The following is a 24,316-nucleotide window of genomic DNA, read 5'->3' as shown; positions in this document are numbered from 1 at the left end:
GGCTTTACAAGCACCCTGTTGAGTTCTCAAAGAACAACCACACACCGATCCGAAGACCCAACCAGTGGGCCACCATCCCGGGGCTTTTCGTTCCGGTGCTCAGCGCTTTCCAGCGCCAGGCACTTTTACTACGTTACCCGCTGGTTTCTGCCGTGTCAAACCGGTGTTTCGCGGTTCGTCGTGCTTTCTGCCGTGTTGCGGGCACCATGTCTCGACCGGCTTGCGCCGCTCTCGTCACGGTGGTGGCAGGCCGGCCGCAGCGGTTTCCCGCTTGCTCGCCCGTTTCCCTGCCGGCTGACTACCTTACCCGGTCGGTTCCGCCGCACCAAATCCGCCTCGCGGCGTTTCCGTGGGCACCACCCGGCGGGATCCGGCCGGCGAACCAGCCCGACCCCGAGGTCGTCGCCGCGCTCCGGCCGCTTCAGGCTTTCGCCTGTTTCGTCCGTTCCGCGCTGGCAGAGAGAAAGTTACGCGTCCGGCCCGATGATCGTCAAATCAGCCGGACGCGTCCCCCGTCACATCGTCGACAACCGACTATTCGCCCAGCTCAACGCCTGCGAACGACCGCTTTCCCCGGCGCAGCACCAGGTATCGACCGTGCAGCAGGTCGTCCGTGGACACCGTGGCGTCCACCTCGGTCACCCGGTTGTTGTTCACGTAGGCGCCGCCCTCGGCGATCACGCGCCGTGCCTCCTTGAGCCCCGTCACCAGCCCGGAGTCCCGCAAGAGGCCCGCCACGTCCGGCAGCTCGCCAGGGATCCGCACCAGACCGGCCTCGGTCAGCGCCGCGCGCAGGGTCTCCGGGGCCAGATCGTCCAGCGAACCGCGCCCGAACAGCGCCTGGCTGGCGGCGATCGCCTGCCGGGTCTCTTCGGGGCCGTGCACCAGGGTGGTCAGCTCCTCGGCCAGCGCCCGCTGGGCCAACCGGGCCGCCGGCCGCTCGGCCGTCGCCTTCGCCAGCTCCTCCAGCTCGTCGCGGGAGCGGAAGCTGAAGTACCGCAGGTAGCGGTCGACCTCCCGATCGTCGACGTTGAGCCAGAACTGGTAGAAGGCGTACGGGCTGGTCAGGGTGGGATCGAGCCAGACGGCGCCGCCCTCGGTCTTGCCGAACTTCGTGCCGTCGGCCTTGGTGACCAGCGGCGTGGTGAACGCCTGGACCGGCCCCGCACCCCGGCGCCGGACGTAGTCGACGCCGGCGGTGATGTTGCCCCACTGGTCGGACCCACCGAACTGAAGTTGGCAGCCGTGCCGGCGGTGCAGCTCGAAGAAGTCGTTGGCCTGCAGCAGCTGGTAGCTGAACTCGGTGAAGCTGATCCCCGTCTCCAGCCGCGCGCGCACCACCTCCCGGGCGAGCATCTTGTTGACCGGGAAGTGCTTGCCCACGTCGCGGAGGAACTCGACGACTGACATCTCGCCGGTCCAGTCCAGGTTGTTGACCAGCTGCGCCGCGTTCTCACCCGTGTACGACACGAAGGGCGCGAGCTGCTCGCGGATCCGCTCGACCCAGCCGGCGATCACCTCAGGCGGGTTGAGCGTCCGCTCGGCGCTCTCCTTCGGGTCGCCGATCTGCCCGGTCGCCCCGCCCACCAGGAGCAACGGGCGGTGACCCGCGAGTTGCAGACGGCGGGCAGTGGTGACCTGCATGAGCGAGCCGACGTGCAGGCTCTGCGCGGTGGGGTCGAAGCCCACGTAATAGGTGGTGGCCTCCCCGCCGTCGAGCAGCTCGCGCAGCTCGTCGAGGCCTGTCGAGTCCTGGATCAGGCCACGCCAGAGCAGGTCGTCGGTCAGGGAGTACCGCGTCGGCGGCGGGAGGCTGCTGTCGGTCACGGTCACCGATTCTCCCCCATCGCCGGCACCGACCCGTACCGGGTTTGGCGCAACCCGCTCCGGTTAGGCTTGCGCCCCGTTGATCGAGGAGGGTTTCGCCGTGGAGATGCCGGATCTGACGGGTGGTTTCGTCGCCCTGCTCGGCCTGAAGTTCGAGGAGGCGACCGCCGACCGGGTCGTCATCAGCTGGCAGGTCCGCCCGGAGCTGCACCAGCCGTTCGGCATCCAGCACGGCGGGGTGTACTGCTCGGTGGTGGAGACCGCGGCCAGCGTCGGGGGGTCGCTCTGGCTGGCCGACCGGGGCACGGTGGTCGGCGTGTCGAACCAGACCGACTTCCTGCGGGCCGTCCGGGACGGCGAGCTGCGGGCGGTCGGCACCCCGGTGCACCGGGGTCGCAGCCAGCAGCTCTGGCAGGTGGAGATCAGCGACGCCGACGAGCGGTTGGTCGCCCGGGGTCAGGTCCGGCTGCAGAACCTGTCCCGCGACTGACCGTCGGGCCCGGCCGCGGCGACCCCGGCGATCACCACGCCGACCCCACGGCCTGCGCGGCGGGCGGCGTGGTGCGCTCGCTCGCCCGACGGGTGCTCAGCTGCGGGCCTCGTCCAGCAACGGCTCGATCGACTGGTCGGCGTCGTCACCGTTGTCGTCGCCGTCCTCGGCGGGGACCCGGCTCACGCGTACCTCGGTGATGGCCCGGTGGTCGATGCCGGCCACCGTCAGCACCCAGCCGTCCAGGGTGACGTCCTCCCCGGCGACGGTGGGGATGTGCCCGAGGCGGGCCAGCACCAGCCCGGCGACTGTGGTGTAGTCACCGGCCGGGCGCGAGGGCAGCTCGACGCCGATGTCCGGAAGGTCGTGCACCGGGAACGTGCCGGGCAGCACCACCGCGCCGTCCGGCTCGCGACGCACCGAGTAGCCGTCCCGGTCGGTCTCGTCGTAGATCTCCCCGACGATCTCCTCCAGGATGTCCTCCAGCGTCACGATGCCGTCGACCGCGCCGCGCTCGTCCACGACCAGCGCGATGTGCTGCCGCTCGGCCTTGAACTGGCGCAACGCGTCCACGACCGGCAGCGAGTCGGGCAGCAGCATCGGCGGGCGGGCGATCTCGTCGACCGGCCGGTCGTCGGGCACGCCGACCAGGTCACGCAGGTGGATCACACCGGCGGTGTCGTCCAGGCCGCCGTGGCGCACCACCGGCGCCCGGGAGTGCCCGGTGGCGGCCAGCACGAGCCGCGCGGCCTCCGCGGTGGTCCCGCTGTCGAGCGTGAACACCTGCAACCGGGGTACGAGCACAGCCCGCAACCGCCGGTCGGCGATCTCCACGGCGCCCGCGATGATCGTGCGCTGCTCCTTGGTGAAGCCGTGGTTGCCGGCGACGATGTCGCGCAGCTCGTCCGGGCCGATCTCCTCCGGCTGGTGCTTCGGGTTGAGCCCGAACAGGCGTACGACCAGGTCGCTGGTGGCGCCGAGGGCCCAGACGGCCGGGCGGGTGAGACTGGCGAGCAGGTCGAGCGGGCGGGCCACCAGCAGTGCCCACCGCTCGGCGGACTGCATGGCGATCCGCTTGGGGGCCAGCTCGCCGAAGACGAGGGTGACGAAGGTCAGCGCGAGGGTCACCACCACGATCGCCACCGTCTCGGCGGCGCTCCCGAACATCCCGAGCAGCGGGACGAGGGGCTTGGCCAGGGAGACGGCCGCGGCGGCGGAGGCCAGGAAGCCGGCGAGGGTGATGCCGATCTGGATGGTGGCCAGGAAGCGGTTCGGGTCCTTGGCGAGCCGGGCCAGCACCCGCCCCGCCCGGCTGGTGCGCTCCAACCGCTGGATCTGGCTGTCCCGCAGCGACACCAGCGCCATCTCACTGCCGGCGAAGAGCGCGTTGATGACGACCAGGATCCCGACCAGGGCCAGTTGGCTCCCGTAGCTCTGCACGCCCGGTTCGCTCCCTCGGAGGTGGTGGCACCGGCGAGTACGCACGGCGCCCGCCGGTCGGTGAGCCCGCCCGGCGTACGCGCTTCTGTGCCCCGTGCGGCCTTGGCCGAATCCTGCTCGGGTGACGCTACGCGGAATCGGTGGCCGGTGACGCGGGCAGGTCGAGGACGTACGAGTCGCCCTGGGGGCGGAAGCCGAGCCGGTGGTAGTAGGGAGCGACCATGCCCGGCGGGCTGACCACCCGGTGGAAGCCCCGCTCGGTGAAGAGGCGGCTGCGTCGGTAGACGAACTCGCCGGGGGTGAAGTCGCGGAACTTCGGGGTCACGTAGTCCAGGTCGATCTGGGCGACCCCGCGCGCCTCGGCGTGCGACAGCACCACCCCGACCACCTCGTCAGCGGTGACCACGAGGAAGGCCGACCGGTCGGCGGCGGCCGGATCCCAGTGGAAGTCGGGGTTGAACCGGGCGATGTCCGGTGCGTGGATCCGCAGCGTGTGCGCCAGGAACTGGTCGCCGACGCCGACCTCCACCACCTGGTAGGTCTGCTCGTCGTGGCGGGTCGCGAGCATCCCCCGCAGGTACCAGATGTTGATCACCGCGAGGACGATGTTGAGCCCCACCATGGGCCAGACCTCGAGAGCGGCGTTGTAGCCGATCAGCACGACGCAGCCGACGAGGTTGAGCGCGCGCAGCCGCAGGATGCGCGACTGCAACAGCGACCACACCAGCACCGCGGAGCCGGCCCAGCCGACCAGATCCAACCAGTTCACCCCGCGAGACTAGTGCCCGCCCAGGTCAGGGGCGTCGGCGGGCAGCTCCAGCAGCCACTCCTGCACCTCGGCGCCGCGGCCGTTGGCGTACCCCGAATCCTCGCCGACCACCACGAACCCGCACTTGCGCAGCACCGCGAGGGAGGCGGCGTTGTCCTTGGCGGCGCGGGCGTGCACCGGCCGGGGCAGCTCGCGCAGCAGGGCGGCGAGGGCCGCGGTGGCGTGGCCCCGGCCCCAGCGGGCCGGGTCGATCCAGTAGCTGACCTCGGTCTGGTCGTCGACCGGGAAGGCGCTGACGTAGCCGACCACCTCGCCGTCGGCCTCGACGGTGCGGACCCGGTTCGCCGGGTTGGTGAGCACCCGGGCCCAGTGCCGGGCGAACTCGCGGTGGTCGGACGGGTCCTTGGGGCCGAACGCGGCCATCCGGTTGGCCTCGGGGTCCTGCTGGTGCAGGAAGAACTCCACGAGGTCGTCCTCGTGGACCGGCCGCAGCCGCACGTCGGAGGTCATCCGGCGAGGGTACGCAGCGACTGCGACAGTGTCGCGACCCCCGCGCCGTGGGGGCCAGAGGCCGGATGGACGGGCCCAACGGCCCCCCGGCGGCCGCCGTCCGCCTCTGATCCCGCGGATGCCGCCGGATGAGGATGAAGACGGACGAAGGAGGACGTGATGACCATCAGATCTGGTGCCCCCGTGGTGGTGGCGGTGGACGGTTCGACGACGGCGCTGGACGCGGTGCGGGTCGCCGCCCGCGAGGCCGCCACCCGCGGCCGCCCACTGCGAGTGGTGCACGCGTTCGTCTGGCCGCTCTACGACATGCCGCTGATTCCCGTGCAGGGCCCGGTGCTCGACGCCGGACTTCGCGAGCAGGCCGAACAGATCGTCGCCGACGCCGTGACCGAGGCCCACAAGACCGCCTCCGACCTCGCCGTCACCGCCGCGGTCGTCGACGGCCCTGCCACGCCGGTCCTGCTGCGCGAATCCCGGGACGCGGCGCTGCTGGTGCTCGGCAGCCGGGGACTCGATGGCTTCGCGGAGCTGCTGATGGGCTCGGTGGCCGTGCAGGTCTGCGCCCGCGTGGACTGCCCGGTGCTGGTCGTCAAGGGCGAGGTCCGGGCCGACGGGCCGGTGGTGGTCGGCGTCGACGGTTCGGACCTGTCCGCGCAGACGCTGGGCTTCGCCTTCGAGGAGGCCTCGCTGCGAGGCGCCGAACTCGTGGCCGTACACGCCTGGATCACCCCCACCCCCACCATGCCGGGCGACATCCTGCCGCTGGCGTACGGCGTCGAGACGCTTGCCGAAGACGAGGAGCGGGTGCTCGCCGAGTCCCTCGCGGGGTGGTCGCAGCGGTACCCGGACGTGCCGGTGCGGCACCACGTGGCGTACGGCGCGGCGGCGTCGGTGCTGGTCCGCGAATCGGCCACCGCCCAGCTCACCGTGGTCGGCGGGCACGGCCGGGGCACCCTGGCCGGCATGCTGCTCGGCTCGGTGAGCCACGCGGTCCTGCACCAGTCGCACGGTCCGCTCGCGATCGTCCGGCACCACCCCGAGGAAGGCGGGCACTGACCGGCTGGCGCGTTCGGCGCCACCGCCGGCCCCGCGCCGCAGACAATGAGTCGACCGACCCTGGGAGAGCCGATGAACCGACCTGTCGTGGTGGGTGTGGACGGATCGCCGTCCAGCCTCGTCGCCGCGGAGCACGGGGCCCGCGCCGCCCTGCTCCGCTCCCGGCCGCTGCTCCTGGTGCACGGTTACCTGCACCCGCTCGGCTACGGCGTGCCCCTCAACCCGTACGACCTCGGGGTGCCGGCGCCCACCGAGGAGTCGCGCCAGATGTTGGAGAAGACGGCGGCCGACCTGGTCGACAGGTGGCCCGGCCTCGACGTCGAGGCCCGTCAGGTCGCCGGCGGCCCCGGCGCGACGATGGTCGAGGAGTCACGACGGGCGGATCTCGTCGTGGTGGGCAGCCGCGGTCTGGGCGGGTTCACGGGTCTGCTGCTCGGTTCGGTCGGCGCGCAGGTGGCCGCGCACGCGCACTGCCCGGTCCTGGTGATCCGACCGGACGAGCAGCCGATCGACGCGGACGCGCCGGTGCTGGTCGGCGTGGACGGGTCCGAATCGTCCCGGCTGGCCGTGGGCTACGGCGCCACCGAGGCGGCGCTACGAGACGTCCCGCTGGTGCTCGTGCATGTCAGCCCGCTGGACGGGGGCCGGCCGCTGCCGGACGAGGTCGACGAGGCGCAGGCCGCGTACCAGGCGGAGGCGGTGCGGCTGTTGGCCGAGGCGTCCGCGGCCGTCCGGGCCGAGCACCCCGATCTGGTGGTGCGGGAGCATCCGATCCGGGCGGCCGGCGCGGCCCAGGGGCTCATCGAGGCGAGCGACACCGCGTCGCTGCTGGTCGTGGGCACCCGGGGCCGGCACGGGTTCACCGGTCTGCTGCTCGGCTCGGTCAGCCAGGCTGCGATTCAGCACGCGCGCTGCCCGGTGCTGGTCGCGCATCCGTACGACCCGCCGAGGTGACCGGAGCGTCGTCGCCCCCGCCGAGCATCTGCAGGAAATCGGTGGTGAGGGCGAACGGGTCGGCGGGGCCGCTGGCGGGCAGCCGGCACTCGACCTGGTCGGCCAGCTCGCCTGCGGCGCGACGGATGCGGCCGCGCAGGGCGCCGTCGACGGTGCCACCGGACCAGTCCTCCGGGGCGGCGAAGACCGACGTCGGGACCACCACCGCCCGCAGGTAGCTGAACATCGGGCGCAGGGCGTGCTCCAGGGCGAGGGAGTGCCGGGCGGTGCCGCCGGTGGCCCCGATGAGCACCGGCCGGTCGACGAGCGACTCGGCCTCCAGCACGTCGAAGAAGGACTTGAACAGCCCGTTGTACGACGCGTTGAAGATCGGCGTGACGGCGATGATGCCGTCCGCACCGGTCACCGCGTCGATGGCCTCGCGCAGCGCGGCCGGCGGGAACCCGGTGAGCATGTTGTTCACCACGTCGTGGGCGTACTCGCGCAGGTCGACCACCCGCAACTCCACCTCGGCGCCCCGCCGGACCAGCTCGTCGCGGGTCGCCCCGGCGAGCTGGTCGGCGAGCAGTCGGGTGGACGAGGGCTGACTCAGCCCCGCCGAGACCACGGCGAGCGTACGGCGGGTCATCGGGTCGCCCCCTCCGGCGCCTTGCCCGTCACGTCGTCGACGGCGTGCACGGTGCTGTCCTTCGCGCCACCGGCGGCGGCGACGAGCGAGGCGTGCGTGGGCGCGTCCGGCACGTGCGCCGGGCGCAGGGCGGCGAACTCCTTGCGCAGCACCGGCACGACCTCCTCGCCGAGCAGGTCGAGCTGCTCCAGCACCGTCTTGAGGGGCAGGCCCGCGTGGTCCATCAGGAACAGCTGCCGCTGGTAGTCACCGACGTACTCGCGGAAGCCGAGCGTGCGGTCGATGACCTGCTGCGGGCTGCCCACGGTCAGCGGGGTCTCCCGGGTGAACTCCTCCAGCGACGGCCCGTGCCCGTAGACCGGGGCGTTGTCGAAGTACGGCCGGAACTCCCGGACCGCGTCCTGCGAGTTGCGCCGCATGAACACCTGGCCGCCCAGGCCGACGATGGCCTGGTCGGCGGTGCCGTGGCCGTAGTGCGCGTACCGCTGGCGGTAGAGCCCGACCATCCGCTGGGTGTGCTCCTTGGGCCAGAAGATGTGGTTGGCGAAGAAACCGTCGCCGTAGTACGCGGCCTGCTCGGCGATCTCGGGGCTGCGGATCGAGCCGTGCCAGACGAACGGCGGCACGCCGTCGAGCGGGCGGGGCGTCGAGGTGAAGGACTGCAGCGGGGTGCGGTACTTGCCCTTCCAGTCGACCACGTCCTCGCGCCACAGCCGGTGCAGCAGGTCGTAGTTCTCGATCGCGAGGGGGATGCCGGCGCGGATGTCCTTGCCGAACCACGGGTACACCGGGCCGGTGTTGCCGCGACCCATCATCAGGTCCACCCGGCCGTCGGACAGGTGCTGGAGCATCGCGTAGTCCTCGGCGATCTTCACCGGGTCGTTGGTGGTGATCAGCGTGGTGGCGGTGGACAGCAGCAGCCGTTCGGTGCGGGCCGCGATGTAGCCGAGCATCGTCGTCGGCGACGAGGGGACGAACGGCGGGTTGTGGTGCTCACCGGTGGCGAAGACGTCCAGCCCGACCTCTTCGGCCTTGAGGGCGATGGCGACCATCGCCTTGATCCGCTCATGCTCGGTCGGCTCCCGACCGGTGGTCGGATCGACGGTGACGTCGCCAACGGTAAAGATTCCGAACTGCATGACCAGCTCCTCGCGTGTCAACCGGATGCCGTCGTGGTACCCGGACGCAGCTCACAACTTATTTGACGAGTCAACTATTCCGTCGGCGGCCGGCCTGGCAGTGGCGCCGGTCACGCGCGGGAATCAGCCCCCGGCGACCGAGGGAAGCACCTGCACCTGGGCGCCCTCGCCGACCGGTGTGGCCAGCCCGCCGGAGTGCCGGCAGTCCTCCCCGTCGACGTAGACGTTGACGTACCGGCGCAGCTCGCCGCGCTCGTCGCGGATCCGCCGAGCCAGCCGCGGATGATCGGCGGCGAGCTCGTCGAGGACCGCGCCCAGCGTGCCGCAGGCGTCGACACTGAGCCGGCTGGCGCCGCCGGCCTCGCCGCGCAGCGGGCCGGGCAACAGCACGGTGACCACTCAGACCACCGCCGCCCGGACGCACAGCACGTCGGGCAGGTGCGCGGCCACCTGCGACCAGGAGTCGCCCTCGTCCCGGCTGGCGTAGACCTCGCCGGAGCGGGTGCCGAAGTAGACGCCTCCCGGTGTGGCGTCGTCGGCGCACATCGCGTCGCGCAGCACCGCCGGATAGAACGGGCCCTCGGGCAGGCCCACCGACAGCGGCTCCCACTTGTCACCGGCGTCGGCGGAGCGGTACACCCGGCAGCGGTGGTCGGTCGGGTGCCGCTCGACGTCGGCCACCAGCGGGAATGTCCACACCATGCCGGGCCGCCCGGGGTGCGACACCATCGGGAAGCCGAAGTCGCTGGGCAGCCCGTCGGCGATCGACGACCAGGTGCGGCCGTCGTCGTCGGAGCGGTAGACACCGAAGTGGTTCTGCGCGTACAGCCGCTCGGGGTTGCCGGCGTCCCGCGCGACCTTGTGCACGCACTGGCCGAACTCCGGCCACTCGTCGGCCAGGCCGGCGGCGCGGATGCCCACGTTGCCCGGGGCCCAGCTCGCCCCGGCGTCCTGCGAACGGTAGACGCCGCCGGTGGACATGGCGACCAGCATCCGGGCCGGGTCGCGCGGGTGGGGCAGCACCGTGTGCACCGCCTGGCCACCGAACCCGGCCTGCCAGTGCGGGCGGTGCGGGTGGTCCCAGAGGGCGCGGACCAGCTCGAAGCTGCGGCCACCGTCGGTGGAGCGGAACAGCGCCGAGGGCTCGGTGCCGGCCCAGACCACGCCCGGCTCGTCGGCGCCGCCCGGCGTGAGCTGCCAGACCCGCCCCAGGCTCGCGCCGGTGTCGGCCGGGAACGCGACAGGCGCGTGGTCGGGCTCGTCCCAGGACGCGCCGAGGTCGTCGCTTGTCGCGACGCTGGGGCCGAAGTGTGAGCTCGTCACCCCGGCGAGCAGCCGCGGGGTGCCGGGGCGGGTGTCGATCGCCACCGCGTAGACGCTCGTCCGCGGGTGGTGCGGGCCGCTGACCTCCCAGGTGCGCCGATCGTCGGTGCTGGTGGCGAGGAACAACCCCTTCGCGGTGCCGATCGCGAGCAGCGTTGCCATGGAGGTCCTCCGAGCCGTCGGTGGGCAGATGGGGTGATTATGGCCACATCCCCCGACAGACCCTGACGGCCACACGCCGGGAGCCGCCCTCAGCGCCGGACGCGGGGCACGTGGCGCCGGTACGCGCTGACCGTCGGATCACCGTCGAGCCAGAACCGCCAGGGCAGATCGTGCGCGCCGGTCACGCCGACCCGGGGTCCCGCCACCACCGCCTCGGCCGGCACCGGCCGGACCGGCGGACGCAACCGGACCGGGCCGTCGCCGAGCAGGTACGCGCCGTACGCCGCGCGGTCGATGCCGAGCGTGGCGCAGAGCCGGGCCGGGCCCCGGGCCAGGTCCACGTCCCGCCGTACCGCCGGCCGGCGGGCCCGCGCGGCGTCCAGGCCCTCGACCACCTCACCGGCGCGCAGCAGCACGGCGGCGGCCTCCCCCTCGAACCCGGTGACCACGTTCATGCACCAGTGCATGCCGTAGGTGAAGTAGACGTAGGCGTGCCCGGCCGGCCCGAACATCACGACGTTGCGCGCGGTGCGGCCCCGGTGGGCGTGCGAGGCCGGGTCACCTGCCGTGCCGGCGTACGCCTCGACCTCGGTGATCCGGACGGTGACCCCGCCGGCGGACAGCCGGCAGCCCAGCAGGCCCCGCGCGGCCGGCAGCAGTGGACCCGCGAGCAGGTCCGCGAGCGCGCCGAGGTCCGGGTTGGCGGCGTGATCATCCGGAAGGACGTCCATGCCCGAACGGTACCCAGGCCACATCCTGGTCATCCCGTCGCCGAGCTTCAACAATCTGTTGACAATGTCGCGTTGATGGGGTGTGCTCGGAGCATGACGACCGAGGAGCTGTTCAGCGCGCCCGACCCGGCCCGGGCCCGCGCCCACCGCACCCACGAGGCGCTGCAACGCATCAGCGAACGCCACGCGGGCTCCGATGCCCGGCGGGGACGCTGGGCCCACCCGTACGTGCTGGACCCGTGGGAGGCGGTGGCCCTGGTCACCGCCCTCGCCGCCGGCGGTGCGGATCGGGAGCCCACCGAGGAACCGGTGGACGCCGCCGACCTCACCGCCGCGCTGACCCTGCTGCCGCACGTGCGCGCCGAGCTGGACGCCCTGGAGGCCGGGCTGCTGACGCTGGCCCGCGACCGGGGGTTGACCTGGCAGTCCATCGCGTACGGGCTGGGACTGGGCAGCGCGCAGGCCGCCCGCCAACGCTACGAACGGGTGGCCGCCCGCTCCGCTGAGCCGACACCCAACCCGCACGAGGCGCCCGAATCACCAGATCGCGCCCGAACAGCGAAGTAATGACCGCGACGCGCAACCGAACCACGACAACACCGTCGCGCCCCGTCGATCGGCAACCACCCCGCGATCTTGCACTTTCTGTCGCGGCATAAGGGGCGTACCTCACGATTCGGTGACCGAAAGTGCAAGATCGGCGAGGGCGTGCCTGCGGGCGGCCGGGCGGGCAGACTGTGCGCACGACGAGGAGGCACCCATGGACCGCGCGGAGATGCTGACGTACTGCCTGGCGAAGCCGGGAGCGTGGCTGGACCGGCCGTGGGAGGGCGACGAGGTGGTGAAGGTGGGCAGCCGGATCTTCGCGTTCCTCGGCAACGGCGACGGAAAACCCACTGTCGGCATCAAGTGCGGCCAGACCCGGGAGATCGCCGACGAGTGGCTGCACCGCCATCCCGACGACGCCCGCCCGATGGCCTACATCGGCCGGTCCGGCTGGAACACGCTGCGCCTCGACGGCGGGATCGACGGCGACGAGCTGACCGAGGCGGTCGACGCGTCGTACGACATGGTGGTGGCGAAGCTCCCCAAGCGGGAGCGCCCGACGGCCTGAACCGACAGTGGCGCCGGCGGCTGGCGCCGACGCCACGGCGACCTCAGCGGGGTACGACCCGCTCGGTGGCCCAGTCCCGCCAGCCGGCCAGCCGGTCCGCCGCGGCGGCGAGCTGGTCGGCGACCGGGCCGGGGCCGGTCGAGCCGGGGGTGGTCCGGGCCGCGAGCGCCGACCGCACCGACAGCACGTCGCGCACCGACGGGTCGAGGTGTTCGCTGACCGCGGCCAGGTCGGCGTCGGAGACGTCCTCCAACTCGCACTCGCGGGCCGCGCAGAGCGCCACCAGCCGGCCGGTGATCTCGTGCGCGTCGCGGAACGGCACGTTGCGCCGGACCAGCCAGTCGGCGACCTCGGTCGCGAGGGAGAAGCCGACCGGGGCGGCGGCGACGAGACGGTCCACCCGGACCGTCATCGTGGAGATCATCCCCGCCAGGGCCGGCAGCAGCAGCTCCAGGGTGTCGACCGCGTCGAACGCGGGCTCCTTGTCCTCCTGCATGTCCCGGTCGTACGTCATCGGCAGGCCCTTGAGCATGGTCAGCACCGTCATCAGGCCGCCGACCAGCCGCCCGGACTTGCCCCGGGCCAGCTCGGCGATGTCCGCGTTCTTCTTCTGCGGCATGATCGACGAACCGGTCGCGAAGGCGTCGTCCAGCTCCACCCAACCGAACTCGTGCGAGGTCCAGAGCACCACCTCCTCGCCGAGACGGGACAGGTGCACCCCGATCAGCGCGGTGGTGAACAGGAACTCCGCCACGAAGTCCCGGTCGGCGACCGCGTCCATCGAGTTGGCGAACGAGGTGCGGAAGCCCAGCTCCTTGGCCACCGCCACCGGGTCCAACGGAAGCCCGGACCCGGCGAGCGCGCCCGCGCCGAGCGGGCTGATCGCCGCCCGATGGTCCCAGTCGCGCAGCCGCTCCAGGTCCCGCAGCAGCGGCTGCACGTGGGCGAGCAGCCAGTGCCCGAAGGTGACCGGCTGGGCGTGCTGCAGGTGGGTCATGCCGGGCGCGGCGGTGTCGATGTGCCGCTCGGCCTGCTCGACCAACGCCTCGGCCAGCTCGACGAGGCGACTGGCCACCCCCCGCGCGTGGTCGCGCAGGTAGAGCCGCAGGTCCGTGGCGACCTGGTCGTTGCGGGACCGGCCGGCGCGCAGCTTGCCGCCGAGGCTGCCCAGGCGCTCCAACAGGCCCCGCTCCAGCGCGGTGTGCACGTCCTCGTCGTCGACCGTGGGCCGGAACGCCCCCGAGGCGCAGGCCGCCTCCAGGTCGTCCAGGGCCGCCAGGATCCGGCCCAGCTCCTCCGGGTCGAGCAGGCCGGCGCCGGCCAGGACCCGGGCGTGCGCCCGGGAACCAGCGATGTCGTACGGGGCCAGGCGCCAGTCGAACTGCACGCTCACCGACAGTCGGGCGAGCGCCTCCGCGGGGCCGCCGGCGAACCGGCCACCCCACAGGCTCGTCCGGTTGGTGCCGGCGCTGTTCTCGGTGAGGCTCTTGTCGTCCACGCCGCCCATTGTGGTCCCCATGGTCGTCAGCCACCCAGCCGGGCGTCGCGGGCCGCGGACATCCGACTCGGAAGGCCCCACAGCTGCACGAAGCCCTTCGCGAGGGTCTGGTCGAAGGTGTCGCCGGTGTCGTAGGTGGCCAGCCCGAAGTCGTACAGGCCCTCCTCGGAGCGCCGGCCGGTGACGGTGGCCCGGCCGCCGTGCAGGGTCAGCCGCACCTCGCCGCTGACGTGCCGCTGCGCGTCGTCGATGAACGCGTCCAACGAGTCCTTCAACGGCGAGAACCACAGGCCGTCGTACACCAGCTCACCCCAGCGCTGGTCCACGCTCTTCTTGAACCGGGCCAGGTCCCGCTCGACGGTCACCGCCTCCAGCTCCTGATGGGCGGTGATCAGCGCGATCGCGCCGGGCGCCTCGTACACCTCGCGGCTCTTGATGCCCACGAGGCGGTCCTCGACCATGTCGAGCCGGCCCACGCCCTGGGCGCCCGCGCGCCGGTTCAGCTCCAGGATCGCCTGGTACGGGGTGACTGTCTCACCGTCGATCGCCACCGGCACGCCGCCGTCGAAGGTGATCACGATTTCGTCGGCGTCGCGGGGCTCCGCCGGGTCGGCGGTGTACGAGTAGAGGTCCTCGATCGGGGCGTTCCAGATGTCCTCCAGGAAACCCGTCTCCACCGCGCGGCCCCACAGGTTCTGGTCGATCGAGTACGGGGACTTCGCCGACACGTCGATCGGCAGCCCCTTCTCCTCGGCGAACGCGATCGCCTTGTCCCGCGTCCAGGCGAAGTCGCGGGCCGGGGCGATGATCTTCAGCTCGGGGGCGAGCGCGCCCAGGCCCACCTCGAACCGGACCTGGTCGTTGCCCTTGCCGGTGCAGCCGTGCGACACGATCGTCCCGCCGTGCTTGCGCGCGGCCGCCACCAGGTGCTTGACGATCAGCGGCCGGGACAGCGCCGACACCAGCGGGTAGCGGTCCATGTAGAGGGCGTTCGCCCGGATCGCCGGCACGCAGTAGTCCGCGGCGAACTCGTCGCGCGCGTCGACGACCTCGGACTCGGCGGCGCCGCAGTCCAGGGCGCGCTGCCGGATCGCGTCGAGGTCCTCACCGCCCTGCCCGACGTCGACCGCCACCGCGATCACCTCGGCGCCGGTCTGCTCGGCCAGATAGGGAATCGCCACGGAGGTGTCCAACCCCCCGGAGTACGCGAGGACGACCCGCTCGGTCATGACGTGGTGTTCCCTTCAACGGTGTCGTCCCGGCGGGCCCAGCCGGCGAGCTTGTCACCGAGCGCGGCCCCACCGACGGCCTCGCGGGCCACGACGAGGATGGTGTCGTCGCCGGCGATGGTGCCGACGATCTCGGGCAGGCCCGCCCGGTCCAACGCGCTGGCCAGGTACTGGGCCGCGCCCGGCGGGGTGCGCAGCACGGCGATGTTGCCGCTGGCGTCCACCCCGTTGAGCAGTTCGCGCAGCAACCGCACCAGCCGGGCCGGCGCCGCCTCGGCATCGCGCAGCGGCCGCTTTCCGTCCTCGGGGATCAGGTAGACGGCCGGGCCGTCACCGCCGCGCACCTTCACCGCGCCCAGCTCCTCCAGATCGCGCGAGAGGGTGGCCTGGGTGACCCCGACGCCGTCGGCGGCGAGCAGGTCGGCCAGCTCGGTCTGCGAGCGCACGGGCCGGTCCCGGATCAGCTCCACGATCCGGGCGTGCCGGGCGGCGCGGGTCAGCGGGGCGGTCATCGCGTCGTCCCGGACGCCGCGAGCAGGAACGTCAGCAGCGCCTTCTGGGCGTGCAGCCGGTTCTCCGCCTGGTCGAAGACCGCGCTCTGCGGGCCGTCCAGCACCTCGTCGGTGATCTCCTCACCCCGGTGGGCGGGCAGGCAGTGCAGCACTATCGCGTCCTGTGCGGCCTGGCCGAGCAGCTCCTTGTTGACCTGGTACGGCAGGAACGGGGTGACCCGGTCCAGTCCGTCGGCCTCCTGGCCCATCGACGTCCACGTGTCGGTGGCCAGCACGTCGGCGTCGCGGACCGCCTGGGCCGGGTCGGTCAGCACCCGTACCGAGCCGCCTGTGCCGGCGGCGATCCCGGCGGCCTGCCGCACCACCGCCTCGTCCGGCGCGAACCCGGCCGGGCCGGCGATCCGCACGTGCATCCCGGCCGTCGCACCGGCCAGCAGGTACGACTGCGCCATGTTGTTGGCGCCGTCGCCCACGTAGGTGAGGGTGCGGCCGGCCGTGCCACCGCACCGCTCGGAGATGGTGAGCAGGTCGGCCAGCAGCTGGCAGGGGTGGAAACCGTCGGTGAGCGCGTTGATCACCGGGACGCTCGCGCCGCTCGCCACCTCGGCGATCCGGTCGTCGCCGTGCGTGCGCAGGACGATCGCCGCGACGTAGCGCGACAGCACCCGGCCCGCGTCGGCGAGCGTCTCGCCCCGCCCGAAGTGGGTGACCTGGGTGTCCACGACCAGGGGATGCCCGCCCAGCTCGGCGATGCCGGCGTCGAACGAGATCCGGGTCCGCAGGCTCTGCTTGTCGAACAGCACCGCCACCGAGCGGGGGCCAGCCAGCGGCTGGTGGCCGAAGCGGTCGGCCTTCATCCGCGCCGCCAGGTCGAGCACGCTGGACTGCTCGGCGGGCGAGAGGTCGTCGTCGCGCAGAAAATGCCGGATCATGCGGTCGTTCCCGTCGTGGTGGTGGTCGGCGTCGTGGAGGTGGCCGGCGTCGTCGTGCTGGCCGGCGTCCGGTCGCTGCCGGCGGCCGTCGCGTCCAGGGCCGCCGGGAGCGCGGCGAGGAAGGCGTCGACCTGGTCGGCGGTGAGGATCAGCGGCGGAGCGAGCCGGAGTACCCCCGGCTGCACCGCGTTGACCAGGAAACCGGCGTCGCGCAGCCTCTCGGCGAGCACCGGCCCCACCGGCGCGGTGAGGGTCACGCCGAGCAGCAGCCCGGCCCCGCGTACGCCGTCGACCAGCGGATGGCCCAGCGCCTCGACGCCCCGACGCAGCCGTTCGCCGACGCGCTTGACGTGGTCCAGCAACCCCTCGTTGGCGATCGTGGCCACCACGGCGAGCGCGGCGGCACAGCTCACCGGGTTGCCGCCGAAGGTGGTGCCGTGCGAGCCGGGGGTGAGCAGGTCGGCGGCACGGCCGAAGGCCAGCGTCGCACCGAGCGGCAGCCCGCCACCCAACCCCTTGGCCAGGGTCACCACATCGGGCTCCACGCCCTCGGCCTGGTGGGCGAACCAGTGCCCGGTGCGGCCGATGCCGGTCTGCACCTCGTCGAGCACCAGCAGCGCGCCGTGCCGGTCGGCGATCCGCCGCGCTGCCGACAGGTAGCCGGCCGGCGGGACGACCACACCGTTCTCGCCCTGGATGGGCTCCAGGATGACCATGGCGGTGGCGTCGGTGACCGCCTCCTCGAGGGCGGCGACGTCGCCGAAGTCGACGTGGGTCACCTCGCCGGGCAGCGGCCGGAACGGGTCGGCCTTGGCGGGCTGACCGGTCAGCGCGAGGGCACCCATGGTGCGACCGTGAAAGGCCCCGTTGGTGGCGACCACGTGGCTGCGCCCGGTGCGCCGGGACAGCTTGAACGCGGCCTCGTTCGCCTCCGCGCCGGAGTTGGCGAAGAAGACCCGGCCGGGCCGGCCGGCGAGCGCCAGCAGCAGCTCCGCGAGGGCGACCGGCGGCTCGGCGATGTAGAGGTTGGAGACGTGCCCGAGCGTCGCGACCTGCCGGGACACCGCAGCCACCACCGCCGGGTGGGCGTGACCGAGGGCGTTGACCGCGATCCCGCCGACCAGGTCCAGGTATTCGCGGCCCGTGTCGTCGACCACCACGGCGCCCGCGCCGGAGACCAGCGCCAGCGGCGGCGTGCCGTAGTTGTCCATCATGGACTGCGTCCACCGTTGCGCCAGACTGCTCATGCCCCGACCATCCCGTCCTGAAGCACCACCATCGTTCCGAACCCTTCCGAGGTGAAGACCTCCAGCAGCGTGGAGTGCGCCACCCGGCCGTCGACGACGTGCGCGGCGGGCACACCCCCGCGCACCGCCCGCAGACAGGCCTCCATCTTGGGCACCATCCCCGACTCGAGACTGGGCAGCAGCTTCGCCAGGTCGTCCGCGGTGATCTCGGAGACCAGGCTGGTGGTGTCCGGCCAGTCCGCGTACAGGCCGGCCACGTCGGTGAGCACAACCAGCTTGCGGGCCCGCAACGCGACGGCGAGGGCGGCGGCGGCGGTGTCCGCGTTGAGGTTGTGCAGGACCCCGTCCGCGTCCGGCGCGACAGTGGAGATCACCGGGATCCGGCCGGCGTCGATGAGGTCGGTCACCGCGGACACGTCCACCGACTCGACGTCGCCGACCTGCCCGACGTCGACCGGCAGCCCGTCCACGTACGCCGGGCGGCGCACCGCCGTGAACAGCCGCGCGTCCTCGCCGGAGAGCCCGACGGCGAACGGACCGTGCGAGTTGATCAACCCGACCAGCTCCCGGCCCACCTGCCCGACCAGCACCATCCGGACCACGTCCATCGCCTCGGCGGTCGTCACCCGCAGGCCGCCCCGGAACTCGCTGGCGATGCCGAGCCGGCCCAGCATGGCCGAGATCTGCGGACCGCCGCCGTGCACCACGACGGGCTTGAGACCGGCGTAGCGCAGGAACACCATGTCGGCCGCGAACGCCCGTTGCAGCGCCGGCTCGGTCATGGCGTTGCCGCCGTACTTGACCACCACGGTGGAGCCGGAGAACCGCGCCAACCAGGGCAACGCCTCGATCAGCGTCTCCGCCTTGACCTGGGCGCGGGTGAGATCACCGCTGAGACTCATGTTGAGTACGCCGAGTTCTCGTGCACGTACGCGTGGGACAGGTCGTTGGTCCAGATCGTCGCCACCGCGTCACCGGCGTGCAGATCGATGCGGATCGTCACGTCCCGCCCGGTGAGGTCGACCTTCGAGCGGTCCTCGGCGGCGGCGCCACCCCGGCACACCCACACTCCGTTGACCGCGACGTCCACCTCGTCCGGCTCGAACGCGGCGGCGGTGGTGCCCACGGCGGCGAGGATCCGGCCCCAGTTGGGGTCGTTGCCGAACAGCGCGGTCTTGACCAGGTTGTTGCGGGCCACCGAGCGGCCGACCTCGACCGCGTCGTCCTCGTCGGCGGCGCCGACCACGTCGATGGCGACCTGCTTGGTGGCGCCCTCGGCGTCGGCGATGAGCTGCTGGGCGAGGTCGTGGCAGGCCGTCGTGACCGCGGCGGCCAGCTCGGCCGGGGTGGGCTCGATGCCGCTCGCGCCACTGGACAGCAGCAGCACCGTGTCGTTGGTGGACATGCAACCGTCGGAGTCGACCCGGTCGAAGGTCACCCGGGTGGCCGCGCGCAGCGCCTCGTCAAGTGCCGCCGGCCCGGCCACCGCGTCGGTGGTGAGCACGCAGAGCATGGTGGCCATCCCCGGCGCGAGCATCCCGGCGCCCTTGGCCATCCCGCCTACCGTCCAACCGCTGCCCCGCGCCACAGTGGTCTTCGGCCGGGTGTCGGTCGTCATGATCGCTTCGGCGGCCGCCGGACCGCCGTCGCGCGACAGACCTCGGATGGCCGTACGGACCCCGGGCAGCAGCTTCGACATCGGCAACCGCTCACCGATCAGGCCGGTGGAGCAGACCGCCACCTCACCGGCGCCCAGGAGCAACCGTGGGCTGACCGCGCTCAACGCGGAGGCGGTGTGCTCGGCCGTGGCGTGCGTGTCCTGGAAGCCGGCCGGGCCGGTGCAGGCGTTGGCGCCACCGGAGTTGAGCACCACCGCCCGGACGACACCGCCCTGCACGACCTGCTGGCTCCAGCGCACCGGAGCGGCCTTGACCCGGTTGGTGGTGAAGACACCGGCGACACCGGCGTCCGGGCCGTCGTTGACCACCAGGGCGACGTCCGCGCCCCCGCTGGCCTTCAGACCGGCGGCCACCCCGGCCGCCCGGAAACCCCGAGGGGTCGTGACACTCACGGCGCCTGCCTTTCCGTCGCGACTGCTGCACCCCTCGCGCTCACGGGCTCACTCCCCAGATCGACAGGCCCGTCGTCTCCGGCAGGCCGAGCATCAGGTTGGCGTTCTGCACGGCCTGGCCGGCCGCGCCCTTACCGAGGTTGTCCAGTGCGCTGAGCACGATCAGGCGACCCGAGTCGACGTCGACGGTGGCCTGCAGGTGACACGAGTTGGAACCCAGCGTGGCGGCGGTGTGCGGCCAGCGTCCCTCCGCCAGCACGTGCACGAACGGCGCGTCCGCGTACGCCTGCGCCAGCACCTGCTGCGGGTCGACGCCGCGCGCCGGCACGGCGGTGACCGTGGCCAGGATGCCGCGCGGCATCGGCGCGAGGACCGGGGTGAACGACAGAGCGGTCGCCCCGGACGCCTGCTTGATCTCGGGCACGTGCTGGTGGGTGCCGACCCGGTACGGCGACAGGTCGCCCTGCACCTCGCTGGCCAGCAGGTGCGGCTTCGCCGCCCGGCCCGCGCCGGACGTGCCCGAGGCGGCGACCACCACGACGTCGGCGGGGCTGGCCGCGCCGTCGGCGATCAGCGGCGCGAGCGCCAGGGTGATCGCGGCGGCGTAGCAGCCGGTGTTCGCCACCCGGGTGGAGCTGGCGATCAGCTCCCGCTGGCCGGGCAGCTCGGGCAGCCCGTAGGTCCACTGCCCGGCGTGGGTGCCGCCGTAGTACTGCGCCCAGGCGTAGGGGTCGGCCAGCCGGTGGTCGGCGCCCAGGTCGACGATGCGTACCTCGGGCGGCAGTTGGGCCGCGAGGGCCGCCGACTGGCCGTGCGGCAGCGCCAGGAAGACCAGGTCGGCGTCGGCCAGGGTCGACGGGTCGGTCTCGCCGAGCACCAGGTCGAGCCCGGTGAGCTGCGGGTGGACCACGTCGACGCGGTGCCCGGCCTGGCTGTGCGCGGTGGCGGCGACCAGGTCGAACTCCGGGTGCCCGGCGATCAGGCGCAGCAGCTCGCCTCCGGCGTACCCGCTCGCTCCGGCGACCGCGACTCGGATCCCCATACTCACCTCCGCATGACTATGCAGGAAAGATTAACAAGGACGACTCATGAGTGCAAGTTCATGCAGAGTAGTGCATGCTAATGAACAGAGGGACCCCTACTTCCGGCTCCTTCGGGCCGCCGGCAGAGCCGGGACCGGGCGCACCGGGGTGCGCTCTGGGCCGGATTCGAGACGTTGAGCCTGCACCGGGCGCCCGAGCCCCTGGTGGGGCCGGGCGCAAGCCGGTCGCGCTCCTGGGCGCCCACCCTCTGCACACCGAGCAGGTCCGGCGTGGAACGGCAACGGAACGGGCGGAGGCTCCCGTAGTCGCCACGGATTGCACGTCGACTTCCCCTCTCACCCTTTCCGGCCGTATAAGGCATTTACCACCATCGACGCTGAGCCTCGGAATCGACCGTCCACAACAGCCGAAAACAGACCGGCCACTCCAACCACTCAGACTCACCTTAAACGCTCAGGTGACAAACATTCCGCAGCCTCGGAGAGACCCATTGCCGGTCGTCGGTCAAAGACGATAAGCAGTCACTAGGCATTGACATCGATCGTGTCGCCGGGCAGGCTTTGCAAATCGATGGCTCCCTTCACTCCGCAGGGCTCTTATCGTCCGCCCGCGGCGGATTGCGGCCGTTTCCCGATGGATCGGAGAGCTGATGCGCGTCGCCCTTCTCACCACGACGCAGCATGGTCATCTCAACCCGTACGTTCCGGTGGTCAACGCCCTCCGAGCCGCCGGAAGCGAGGTCACGCTGTTGTTGCTGTCCGCCGACGGGGGCGTGCTCGACGAGCAACGCCGCCAAGCCCTCGGCACGGCGCGGGTCCACCTGATCGGGCAGGTCGAGATGGCGCCGTGGAGCGGCGATCCGGCGAACATCGGCCCGATGCTCCAGGCGTCACCGGTGGCAAAACAGACGAGTGAAGCGCTGCGCGCGACGGCAGCGGATTTCGTGCTCGTCGACTCGCTGCCGGTCACCGCGTCGGCCATGGTCGGCACCGAGGCTTCCGGAATCCCGTACGGAATGATCTGGGCAAACCTGGGGGGAGTGTGCCCGCGCGAGCACCGACGGGGCCGCTGGGCGTACGACGAGCAGGTCGGCGAGTATCTGACCCGGCACGGGGTGGGGTGGTCGACCCGGACCCATTCGGCGCGTTCACCGATTCTCAATCTGATGCCGACGATTCCCGCCCTCGTCGGGGCCGACGCGGTCACTGACGACGGTGTGCGGCTGGTGGGACTGCCGGGTGCGGCGGGGACGCGCGGCGACGAGGTCGACTTCCCGGCGCTGGATCGGATCGACCCCGACCGACCGCTGGTGTACGTGTCCTTCGGCACGATCTTCTACCGGCGGCCGGACCTGCTGCGCATGGTCGTCACCGGCGCGGCGGCGACCGGCGCGCAGGTGATCGCCGCGGTGGGCGATCTCGCCGCGGAACTCGCCCTGCCCGACGACGTGCTCACCGCTGGATATCTGCCGCAACGTGCGGTGCTGGAACGCGCCGACGTCTTCGTAACCCACGGCGGTTACAACTCCGTGGCGGAGTCGATCCGGGCGGCGACACCGATGCTGGTGATCCCGCTGGCCGTGGACCAGCCGATTCAGGCGTACTTCGTGGAGAGGGCGGGCTTCGGGACGGCGCTGGAGCCAGCCGGTGTCACCGCGCAGGCGGTCGCCGGCGCGGTCACCGACCTGCTCGATCCGGCCCGGGACTACCGGGCGCGGCTGCGCGCCGCGCAGCCGGAGTGCGGCGATTCCGCGGTACGGACGGCGGAGCTTGTCGTCGGCACGGTCAGGACGCTACGGCGAGAGGACGTGCGGTGAGTACCGAACTGCGGTGGCCGGTGGGCGACCCGATCGTGCTCGACGATCGCGAGCGCCTCTCGTTCCGGGTGGATCGCCGCGCCTACACCGACGACGACCTGGCCGAACGGGAGATGACCAGGATCTTCGACCGTTGCTGGTTGTACGTCGGGCACGAGTCGGAGGTTCCCGCGCCGGGTTCCTACGTCGCGCGTGACGTCGGCGGGCGTCCGGTGGTCATGGCGCGCGGATCCGACGGGGTGATCCGGGTGTTCGCGAACAGCTGCCCGCACCGGGGGGCGCTGATCTGCTCGCAGCCGGCCGGGCGGGCCAGGTCGTTCCGGTGCCCGTACCACGACTGGACGTTCTCCAACCGGGGCGACCTGGTCGGGGTTCCGATCCCGGACGGGTACGGGCCGAGCTTCCGCAAGGCCGACTTCGGCCTCGCGCAGCACCGCAGCGACGGTTACCGCGGCTTCGTGTTCGTCACCTTCGACCCCCGGCAGCCGCGCACCCTGACCGAGTACCTGGCGGGCGCGACGGAGTACCTCGATCTGATCGACGACCAGTCCGAGGTCGGGATGGAGGTGATCCAGGGCGCGCAACTGCACGGGGCGCGGGCGAACTGGAAACTCATGATGGAGAACAGCGTCGACATCTACCACTTCCGGGCCCTGCACAAGCGTTACGTCGGCTACATGGAGTCGCTGGGATCGGTGCCGCCACGACGTCGGGGCGGCTTCGGCCGCGCGCTCGGGTGGGGCCACGGCGCCAACGAGCTACCGCCGGCGGCGGCCCGCCCGCTCGCGTACTGGACGCCGATGTTCGGCGCCGAGGTCCGGCCACGGATCGAGGCGACCGCCGCACGGTTCGTCGACCGGTTCGGGGCCGAACGCGCCGAGCGGATCACCGGCACCAACCGCGCGCTGCTGATCTTCCCCAACCTGATGATCATCGACGCGATCGCGATCACCATCCGCAAGATCGACCCGATCGGCGCCGGCCAGATGGCCATCACCTCGGTCGCCCTGGCCCCCAAGGACGAGGATCCGGACATCCGGGCGCTCCGCAAGAGTCACTACCTGACGTTCCTCGGCCCCGCCGGCTTCGCCACCCCCGACGATATCGAGATCATCGAATCGTGTCAGCGGGGCTATCTCAACCGTGCGGTCCGCTACTCGGACCTGTCCCGCGGCATGAACAAGGCCGTCCCGGAGACGACCGACGAGCTTCCGGCCCGTGAGTTCTGGCGCCAGTGGGACCGGCTGATGTACGGCGACGACGAGCACCCCGAGGTCGTTCAGCGGGCGGAGCGGCAAGGGGTGGAGGTGCGATGACCATCGAGCTGACTGTCGACGACACGGCCCAGGTGCGGTTGTGGCACCGGGTGAGCCAGTTCCTCTTCCGCGAGGCGCGGCTGCTCGACGAGTGGCGCCTGCTCGAGTGGTACGACGAGATGCTGACCGACGACATCCGCTACTCGGTGCCCGCCACCGACATACGCGACGAGGCCGACGCGCTCGGGCTCATCGACGACGACGCCGCCCGGCTGCGCCAGCGGGTCGAACAGCTCCTCGCCGGTGAGGTGTGGTGCGAGAACCCCCGCTCGCGGACGCATCGGATGATCAGCAACGTGGAGGTGCTGATCGATCGGGGCACGCACCTCGACGTGGTGGCGAATGTCGTCGTCCACCGGTTCGGGCACCGGCGCTCCGACGTGTACGTCGGGAAGTACCGGTTCGCGCTCGTCGTCGACGGGGAGTCGTTCCGGATCCGGAGACGGGTCGTGGTGCTCGACCACGAGACGTTGGTCGAGCATGGAAAGCTCAGCATTATCCTGTGACCG

25 protein-coding genes are annotated in these 24,316 nt (G+C 72.1%); 8 read left to right on the top strand and 17 right to left on the bottom strand.

The window, feature by feature from the left end:
* Positions 1 to 534 precede the first annotated feature (534 nt).
* On the bottom strand, positions 535 to 1,827 hold the full coding sequence (gene tyrS / locus AB0B97_RS27980) for a tyrosine--tRNA ligase (RefSeq protein WP_357497826.1): 1,293 nt from the start codon (positions 1,825 to 1,827) through the stop codon (positions 535 to 537).
* Positions 1,828 to 1,933: 106 nt separating this feature from the next.
* Between tyrS and AB0B97_RS27975 the strand changes: the two genes are divergently transcribed.
* Positions 1,934 to 2,317, top strand: a complete 384-nt coding sequence (locus tag AB0B97_RS27975; RefSeq protein ID WP_234588831.1) for a PaaI family thioesterase — start codon at positions 1,934 to 1,936, stop codon at positions 2,315 to 2,317.
* A 96-nt stretch (positions 2,318 to 2,413) separates the two neighbouring features.
* Here AB0B97_RS27975 and AB0B97_RS27970 read toward each other — a convergent pair whose 3' ends face one another.
* From AB0B97_RS27970 to AB0B97_RS27960, 3 genes are all read right to left on the bottom strand, one after another.
* Positions 2,414 to 3,757, bottom strand: a complete 1,344-nt coding sequence (locus tag AB0B97_RS27970; protein ID WP_357497796.1) for a hemolysin family protein — start codon at positions 3,755 to 3,757, stop codon at positions 2,414 to 2,416.
* A 127-nt stretch (positions 3,758 to 3,884) separates the two neighbouring features.
* Positions 3,885 to 4,526, bottom strand: a complete 642-nt coding sequence (locus AB0B97_RS27965) for a YgjV family protein (protein WP_234588825.1) — start codon at positions 4,524 to 4,526, stop codon at positions 3,885 to 3,887.
* A 9-nt stretch (positions 4,527 to 4,535) separates the two neighbouring features.
* Complete coding sequence (locus AB0B97_RS27960) at positions 4,536 to 5,036, bottom strand: GNAT family N-acetyltransferase (RefSeq protein ID WP_234588824.1); 501 nt, start codon at positions 5,034 to 5,036, stop codon at positions 4,536 to 4,538.
* A 159-nt stretch (positions 5,037 to 5,195) separates the two neighbouring features.
* Here AB0B97_RS27960 and AB0B97_RS27955 point away from each other — a divergent pair, with 159 nt between their 5' ends.
* Together AB0B97_RS27955 and AB0B97_RS27950 are read left to right on the top strand one after the other, a co-directional pair.
* Entirely contained in the window at positions 5,196 to 6,092 is an 897-nt protein-coding gene (locus AB0B97_RS27955; protein WP_357497795.1) for a universal stress protein, read from the top strand.
* Positions 6,093 to 6,164: 72 nt separating this feature from the next.
* A complete protein-coding gene (locus tag AB0B97_RS27950; protein ID WP_357497793.1) occupies positions 6,165 to 7,046 on the top strand; it encodes a universal stress protein in 882 nt (293 codons plus the stop codon).
* On the opposite strand, the gene AB0B97_RS27945 is transcribed toward AB0B97_RS27950, so the two are convergent.
* The 5 genes from AB0B97_RS27945 to AB0B97_RS27925 all read right to left on the bottom strand — a co-directional run bounded on the left by AB0B97_RS27945 (position 6,976) and on the right by AB0B97_RS27925 (position 11,029).
* A complete protein-coding gene (locus AB0B97_RS27945; protein ID WP_357497791.1) occupies positions 6,976 to 7,674 on the bottom strand; it encodes an FMN reductase in 699 nt (232 codons plus the stop codon). The two genes, AB0B97_RS27950 and AB0B97_RS27945, sit on opposite strands and share 71 nt — an antisense overlap.
* The gene (locus AB0B97_RS27940; RefSeq protein WP_357497789.1) at positions 7,671 to 8,813 is read right to left on the bottom strand and encodes an LLM class flavin-dependent oxidoreductase; all 1,143 of its coding nucleotides are present in this window, start codon (positions 8,811 to 8,813) and stop codon (positions 7,671 to 7,673) included. The genes AB0B97_RS27945 and AB0B97_RS27940 overlap by 4 nt, the downstream gene beginning before the upstream one ends.
* A gap of 123 nt (positions 8,814 to 8,936) precedes the next feature.
* Positions 8,937 to 9,212 (bottom strand): ubiquitin-like small modifier protein 1, encoded by a 276-nt coding sequence (locus tag AB0B97_RS27935; protein ID WP_357497787.1) that lies wholly within the window; start codon positions 9,210 to 9,212, stop codon positions 8,937 to 8,939.
* On the bottom strand, positions 9,213 to 10,298 hold the full coding sequence (locus AB0B97_RS27930) for an exo-alpha-sialidase (protein ID WP_357497785.1): 1,086 nt from the start codon (positions 10,296 to 10,298) through the stop codon (positions 9,213 to 9,215). It abuts the gene before it with no gap.
* An 89-nt stretch (positions 10,299 to 10,387) separates the two neighbouring features.
* Positions 10,388 to 11,029 carry a DNA-3-methyladenine glycosylase gene (locus tag AB0B97_RS27925; protein WP_357497783.1) on the bottom strand — a complete coding sequence of 214 codons (642 nt, stop codon included), beginning with the start codon at positions 11,027 to 11,029 and terminating at the stop codon, positions 10,388 to 10,390.
* Between the two features lie 93 nt (positions 11,030 to 11,122).
* On the opposite strand from AB0B97_RS27925, the gene AB0B97_RS27920 reads away from it, so the two are divergent.
* Both AB0B97_RS27920 and AB0B97_RS27915 read left to right on the top strand, forming a co-directional pair.
* On the top strand, positions 11,123 to 11,596 hold the full coding sequence (locus tag AB0B97_RS27920; protein ID WP_357497781.1) for a DNA-binding protein: 474 nt from the start codon (positions 11,123 to 11,125) through the stop codon (positions 11,594 to 11,596).
* A 193-nt stretch (positions 11,597 to 11,789) separates the two neighbouring features.
* Complete coding sequence (locus AB0B97_RS27915) at positions 11,790 to 12,143, top strand: MmcQ/YjbR family DNA-binding protein (RefSeq protein WP_234588815.1); 354 nt, start codon at positions 11,790 to 11,792, stop codon at positions 12,141 to 12,143.
* A gap of 43 nt (positions 12,144 to 12,186) precedes the next feature.
* On the opposite strand, the gene argH is transcribed toward AB0B97_RS27915, so the two are convergent.
* The 8 genes from argH to argC are packed head-to-tail and all read right to left on the bottom strand — an operon-like array spanning position 12,187 to position 20,674.
* Entirely contained in the window at positions 12,187 to 13,650 is a 1,464-nt protein-coding gene (gene argH, locus AB0B97_RS27910; protein WP_357497824.1) for an argininosuccinate lyase, read from the bottom strand.
* A 17-nt stretch (positions 13,651 to 13,667) separates the two neighbouring features.
* Positions 13,668 to 14,870: an argininosuccinate synthase gene (locus AB0B97_RS27905; protein WP_357497779.1), complete on the bottom strand. Its 1,203-nt coding sequence runs from the start codon at positions 14,868 to 14,870 to the stop codon at positions 13,668 to 13,670.
* Positions 14,867 to 15,382 carry an arginine repressor gene (locus AB0B97_RS27900; RefSeq protein WP_234588813.1) on the bottom strand — a complete coding sequence of 172 codons (516 nt, stop codon included), beginning with the start codon at positions 15,380 to 15,382 and terminating at the stop codon, positions 14,867 to 14,869. Before AB0B97_RS27900 ends, AB0B97_RS27905 begins: the two co-directional genes overlap by 4 nt.
* The gene (gene argF / locus AB0B97_RS27895) at positions 15,379 to 16,314 is read right to left on the bottom strand and encodes an ornithine carbamoyltransferase (RefSeq protein WP_357497777.1); all 936 of its coding nucleotides are present in this window, start codon (positions 16,312 to 16,314) and stop codon (positions 15,379 to 15,381) included. The genes AB0B97_RS27900 and argF overlap by 4 nt, the downstream gene beginning before the upstream one ends.
* Positions 16,311 to 17,561 carry an acetylornithine transaminase gene (locus tag AB0B97_RS27890; RefSeq protein WP_357497775.1) on the bottom strand — a complete coding sequence of 417 codons (1,251 nt, stop codon included), beginning with the start codon at positions 17,559 to 17,561 and terminating at the stop codon, positions 16,311 to 16,313. The genes argF and AB0B97_RS27890 overlap by 4 nt, the downstream gene beginning before the upstream one ends.
* Positions 17,558 to 18,463, bottom strand: a complete 906-nt coding sequence (gene argB / locus AB0B97_RS27885; RefSeq protein WP_357497773.1) for an acetylglutamate kinase — start codon at positions 18,461 to 18,463, stop codon at positions 17,558 to 17,560. The genes AB0B97_RS27890 and argB overlap by 4 nt, the downstream gene beginning before the upstream one ends.
* Positions 18,460 to 19,632: a bifunctional glutamate N-acetyltransferase/amino-acid acetyltransferase ArgJ gene (argJ, locus tag AB0B97_RS27880; RefSeq protein ID WP_357497771.1), complete on the bottom strand. Its 1,173-nt coding sequence runs from the start codon at positions 19,630 to 19,632 to the stop codon at positions 18,460 to 18,462. The genes argB and argJ overlap by 4 nt, the downstream gene beginning before the upstream one ends.
* A 40-nt stretch (positions 19,633 to 19,672) precedes the next feature.
* Positions 19,673 to 20,674, bottom strand: coding sequence for an N-acetyl-gamma-glutamyl-phosphate reductase (gene argC, locus AB0B97_RS27875; RefSeq protein ID WP_357497769.1), 1,002 nt, complete (start codon positions 20,672 to 20,674; stop codon positions 19,673 to 19,675).
* 650 nt (positions 20,675 to 21,324) lie between these two features.
* Between argC and AB0B97_RS27870 the strand changes: the two genes are divergently transcribed.
* From AB0B97_RS27870 to AB0B97_RS27860, 3 genes are read left to right on the top strand one after another with little or no spacing between them, the layout of a single operon-like run.
* Positions 21,325 to 22,491, top strand: a complete 1,167-nt coding sequence (locus tag AB0B97_RS27870; protein WP_357497767.1) for a glycosyltransferase — start codon at positions 21,325 to 21,327, stop codon at positions 22,489 to 22,491.
* Positions 22,488 to 23,807 carry an aromatic ring-hydroxylating dioxygenase subunit alpha gene (locus tag AB0B97_RS27865; RefSeq protein WP_357497765.1) on the top strand — a complete coding sequence of 440 codons (1,320 nt, stop codon included), beginning with the start codon at positions 22,488 to 22,490 and terminating at the stop codon, positions 23,805 to 23,807. Before AB0B97_RS27870 ends, AB0B97_RS27865 begins: the two co-directional genes overlap by 4 nt.
* The gene (locus AB0B97_RS27860) at positions 23,804 to 24,313 is read left to right on the top strand and encodes an aromatic-ring-hydroxylating dioxygenase subunit beta (RefSeq protein WP_357497763.1); all 510 of its coding nucleotides are present in this window, start codon (positions 23,804 to 23,806) and stop codon (positions 24,311 to 24,313) included. Before AB0B97_RS27865 ends, AB0B97_RS27860 begins: the two co-directional genes overlap by 4 nt.
* Positions 24,314 to 24,316 lie beyond the last annotated feature (3 nt).

It is taken from the genome of Micromonospora sp. NPDC049004, from assembly GCF_040649315.1.
Classification (GTDB): domain Bacteria; phylum Actinomycetota; class Actinomycetes; order Mycobacteriales; family Micromonosporaceae; genus Micromonospora.
The sequence above is the reverse complement of the archived record's forward strand: the minus strand, read 5'-3'. Positions and strand labels throughout refer to the sequence as shown.

Excerpts from the sequence above, each read along its gene's own strand:
- AB0B97_RS27975 (WP_234588831.1), top strand. The coding sequence starts at position 1,934 with ATGCCGGATCTGACGGGTGGTTTCGTCGCCCTGCTCGGCCTGAAGTTC.
- AB0B97_RS27960 (WP_234588824.1), bottom strand. The coding sequence starts at position 5,036 with ATGACCTCCGACGTGCGGCTGCGGCCGGTCCACGAGGACGACCTCGTG.
- AB0B97_RS27955 (WP_357497795.1), top strand. The coding sequence starts at position 5,196 with ATGACCATCAGATCTGGTGCCCCCGTGGTGGTGGCGGTGGACGGTTCG.
- AB0B97_RS27950 (WP_357497793.1), top strand. The coding sequence starts at position 6,165 with ATGAACCGACCTGTCGTGGTGGGTGTGGACGGATCGCCGTCCAGCCTC.
- AB0B97_RS27945 (WP_357497791.1), bottom strand. The coding sequence starts at position 7,674 with ATGACCCGCCGTACGCTCGCCGTGGTCTCGGCGGGGCTGAGTCAGCCC.
- AB0B97_RS27940 (WP_357497789.1), bottom strand. The coding sequence starts at position 8,813 with ATGCAGTTCGGAATCTTTACCGTTGGCGACGTCACCGTCGATCCGACC.
- AB0B97_RS27930 (WP_357497785.1), bottom strand. The coding sequence starts at position 10,298 with ATGGCAACGCTGCTCGCGATCGGCACCGCGAAGGGGTTGTTCCTCGCC.
- AB0B97_RS27925 (WP_357497783.1), bottom strand. The coding sequence starts at position 11,029 with ATGGACGTCCTTCCGGATGATCACGCCGCCAACCCGGACCTCGGCGCG.
- AB0B97_RS27920 (WP_357497781.1), top strand. The coding sequence starts at position 11,123 with ATGACGACCGAGGAGCTGTTCAGCGCGCCCGACCCGGCCCGGGCCCGC.
- AB0B97_RS27915 (WP_234588815.1), top strand. The coding sequence starts at position 11,790 with ATGGACCGCGCGGAGATGCTGACGTACTGCCTGGCGAAGCCGGGAGCG.
- argH (WP_357497824.1), bottom strand. The coding sequence starts at position 13,650 with ATGGGCGGCGTGGACGACAAGAGCCTCACCGAGAACAGCGCCGGCACC.
- AB0B97_RS27905 (WP_357497779.1), bottom strand. The coding sequence starts at position 14,870 with ATGACCGAGCGGGTCGTCCTCGCGTACTCCGGGGGGTTGGACACCTCC.
- AB0B97_RS27900 (WP_234588813.1), bottom strand. The coding sequence starts at position 15,382 with ATGACCGCCCCGCTGACCCGCGCCGCCCGGCACGCCCGGATCGTGGAG.
- argF (WP_357497777.1), bottom strand. The coding sequence starts at position 16,314 with ATGATCCGGCATTTTCTGCGCGACGACGACCTCTCGCCCGCCGAGCAG.
- AB0B97_RS27890 (WP_357497775.1), bottom strand. The coding sequence starts at position 17,561 with ATGAGCAGTCTGGCGCAACGGTGGACGCAGTCCATGATGGACAACTAC.
- argB (WP_357497773.1), bottom strand. The coding sequence starts at position 18,463 with ATGAGTCTCAGCGGTGATCTCACCCGCGCCCAGGTCAAGGCGGAGACG.
- argC (WP_357497769.1), bottom strand. The coding sequence starts at position 20,674 with ATGGGGATCCGAGTCGCGGTCGCCGGAGCGAGCGGGTACGCCGGAGGC.
- AB0B97_RS27870 (WP_357497767.1), top strand. The coding sequence starts at position 21,325 with ATGCGCGTCGCCCTTCTCACCACGACGCAGCATGGTCATCTCAACCCG.
- AB0B97_RS27860 (WP_357497763.1), top strand. The coding sequence starts at position 23,804 with ATGACCATCGAGCTGACTGTCGACGACACGGCCCAGGTGCGGTTGTGG.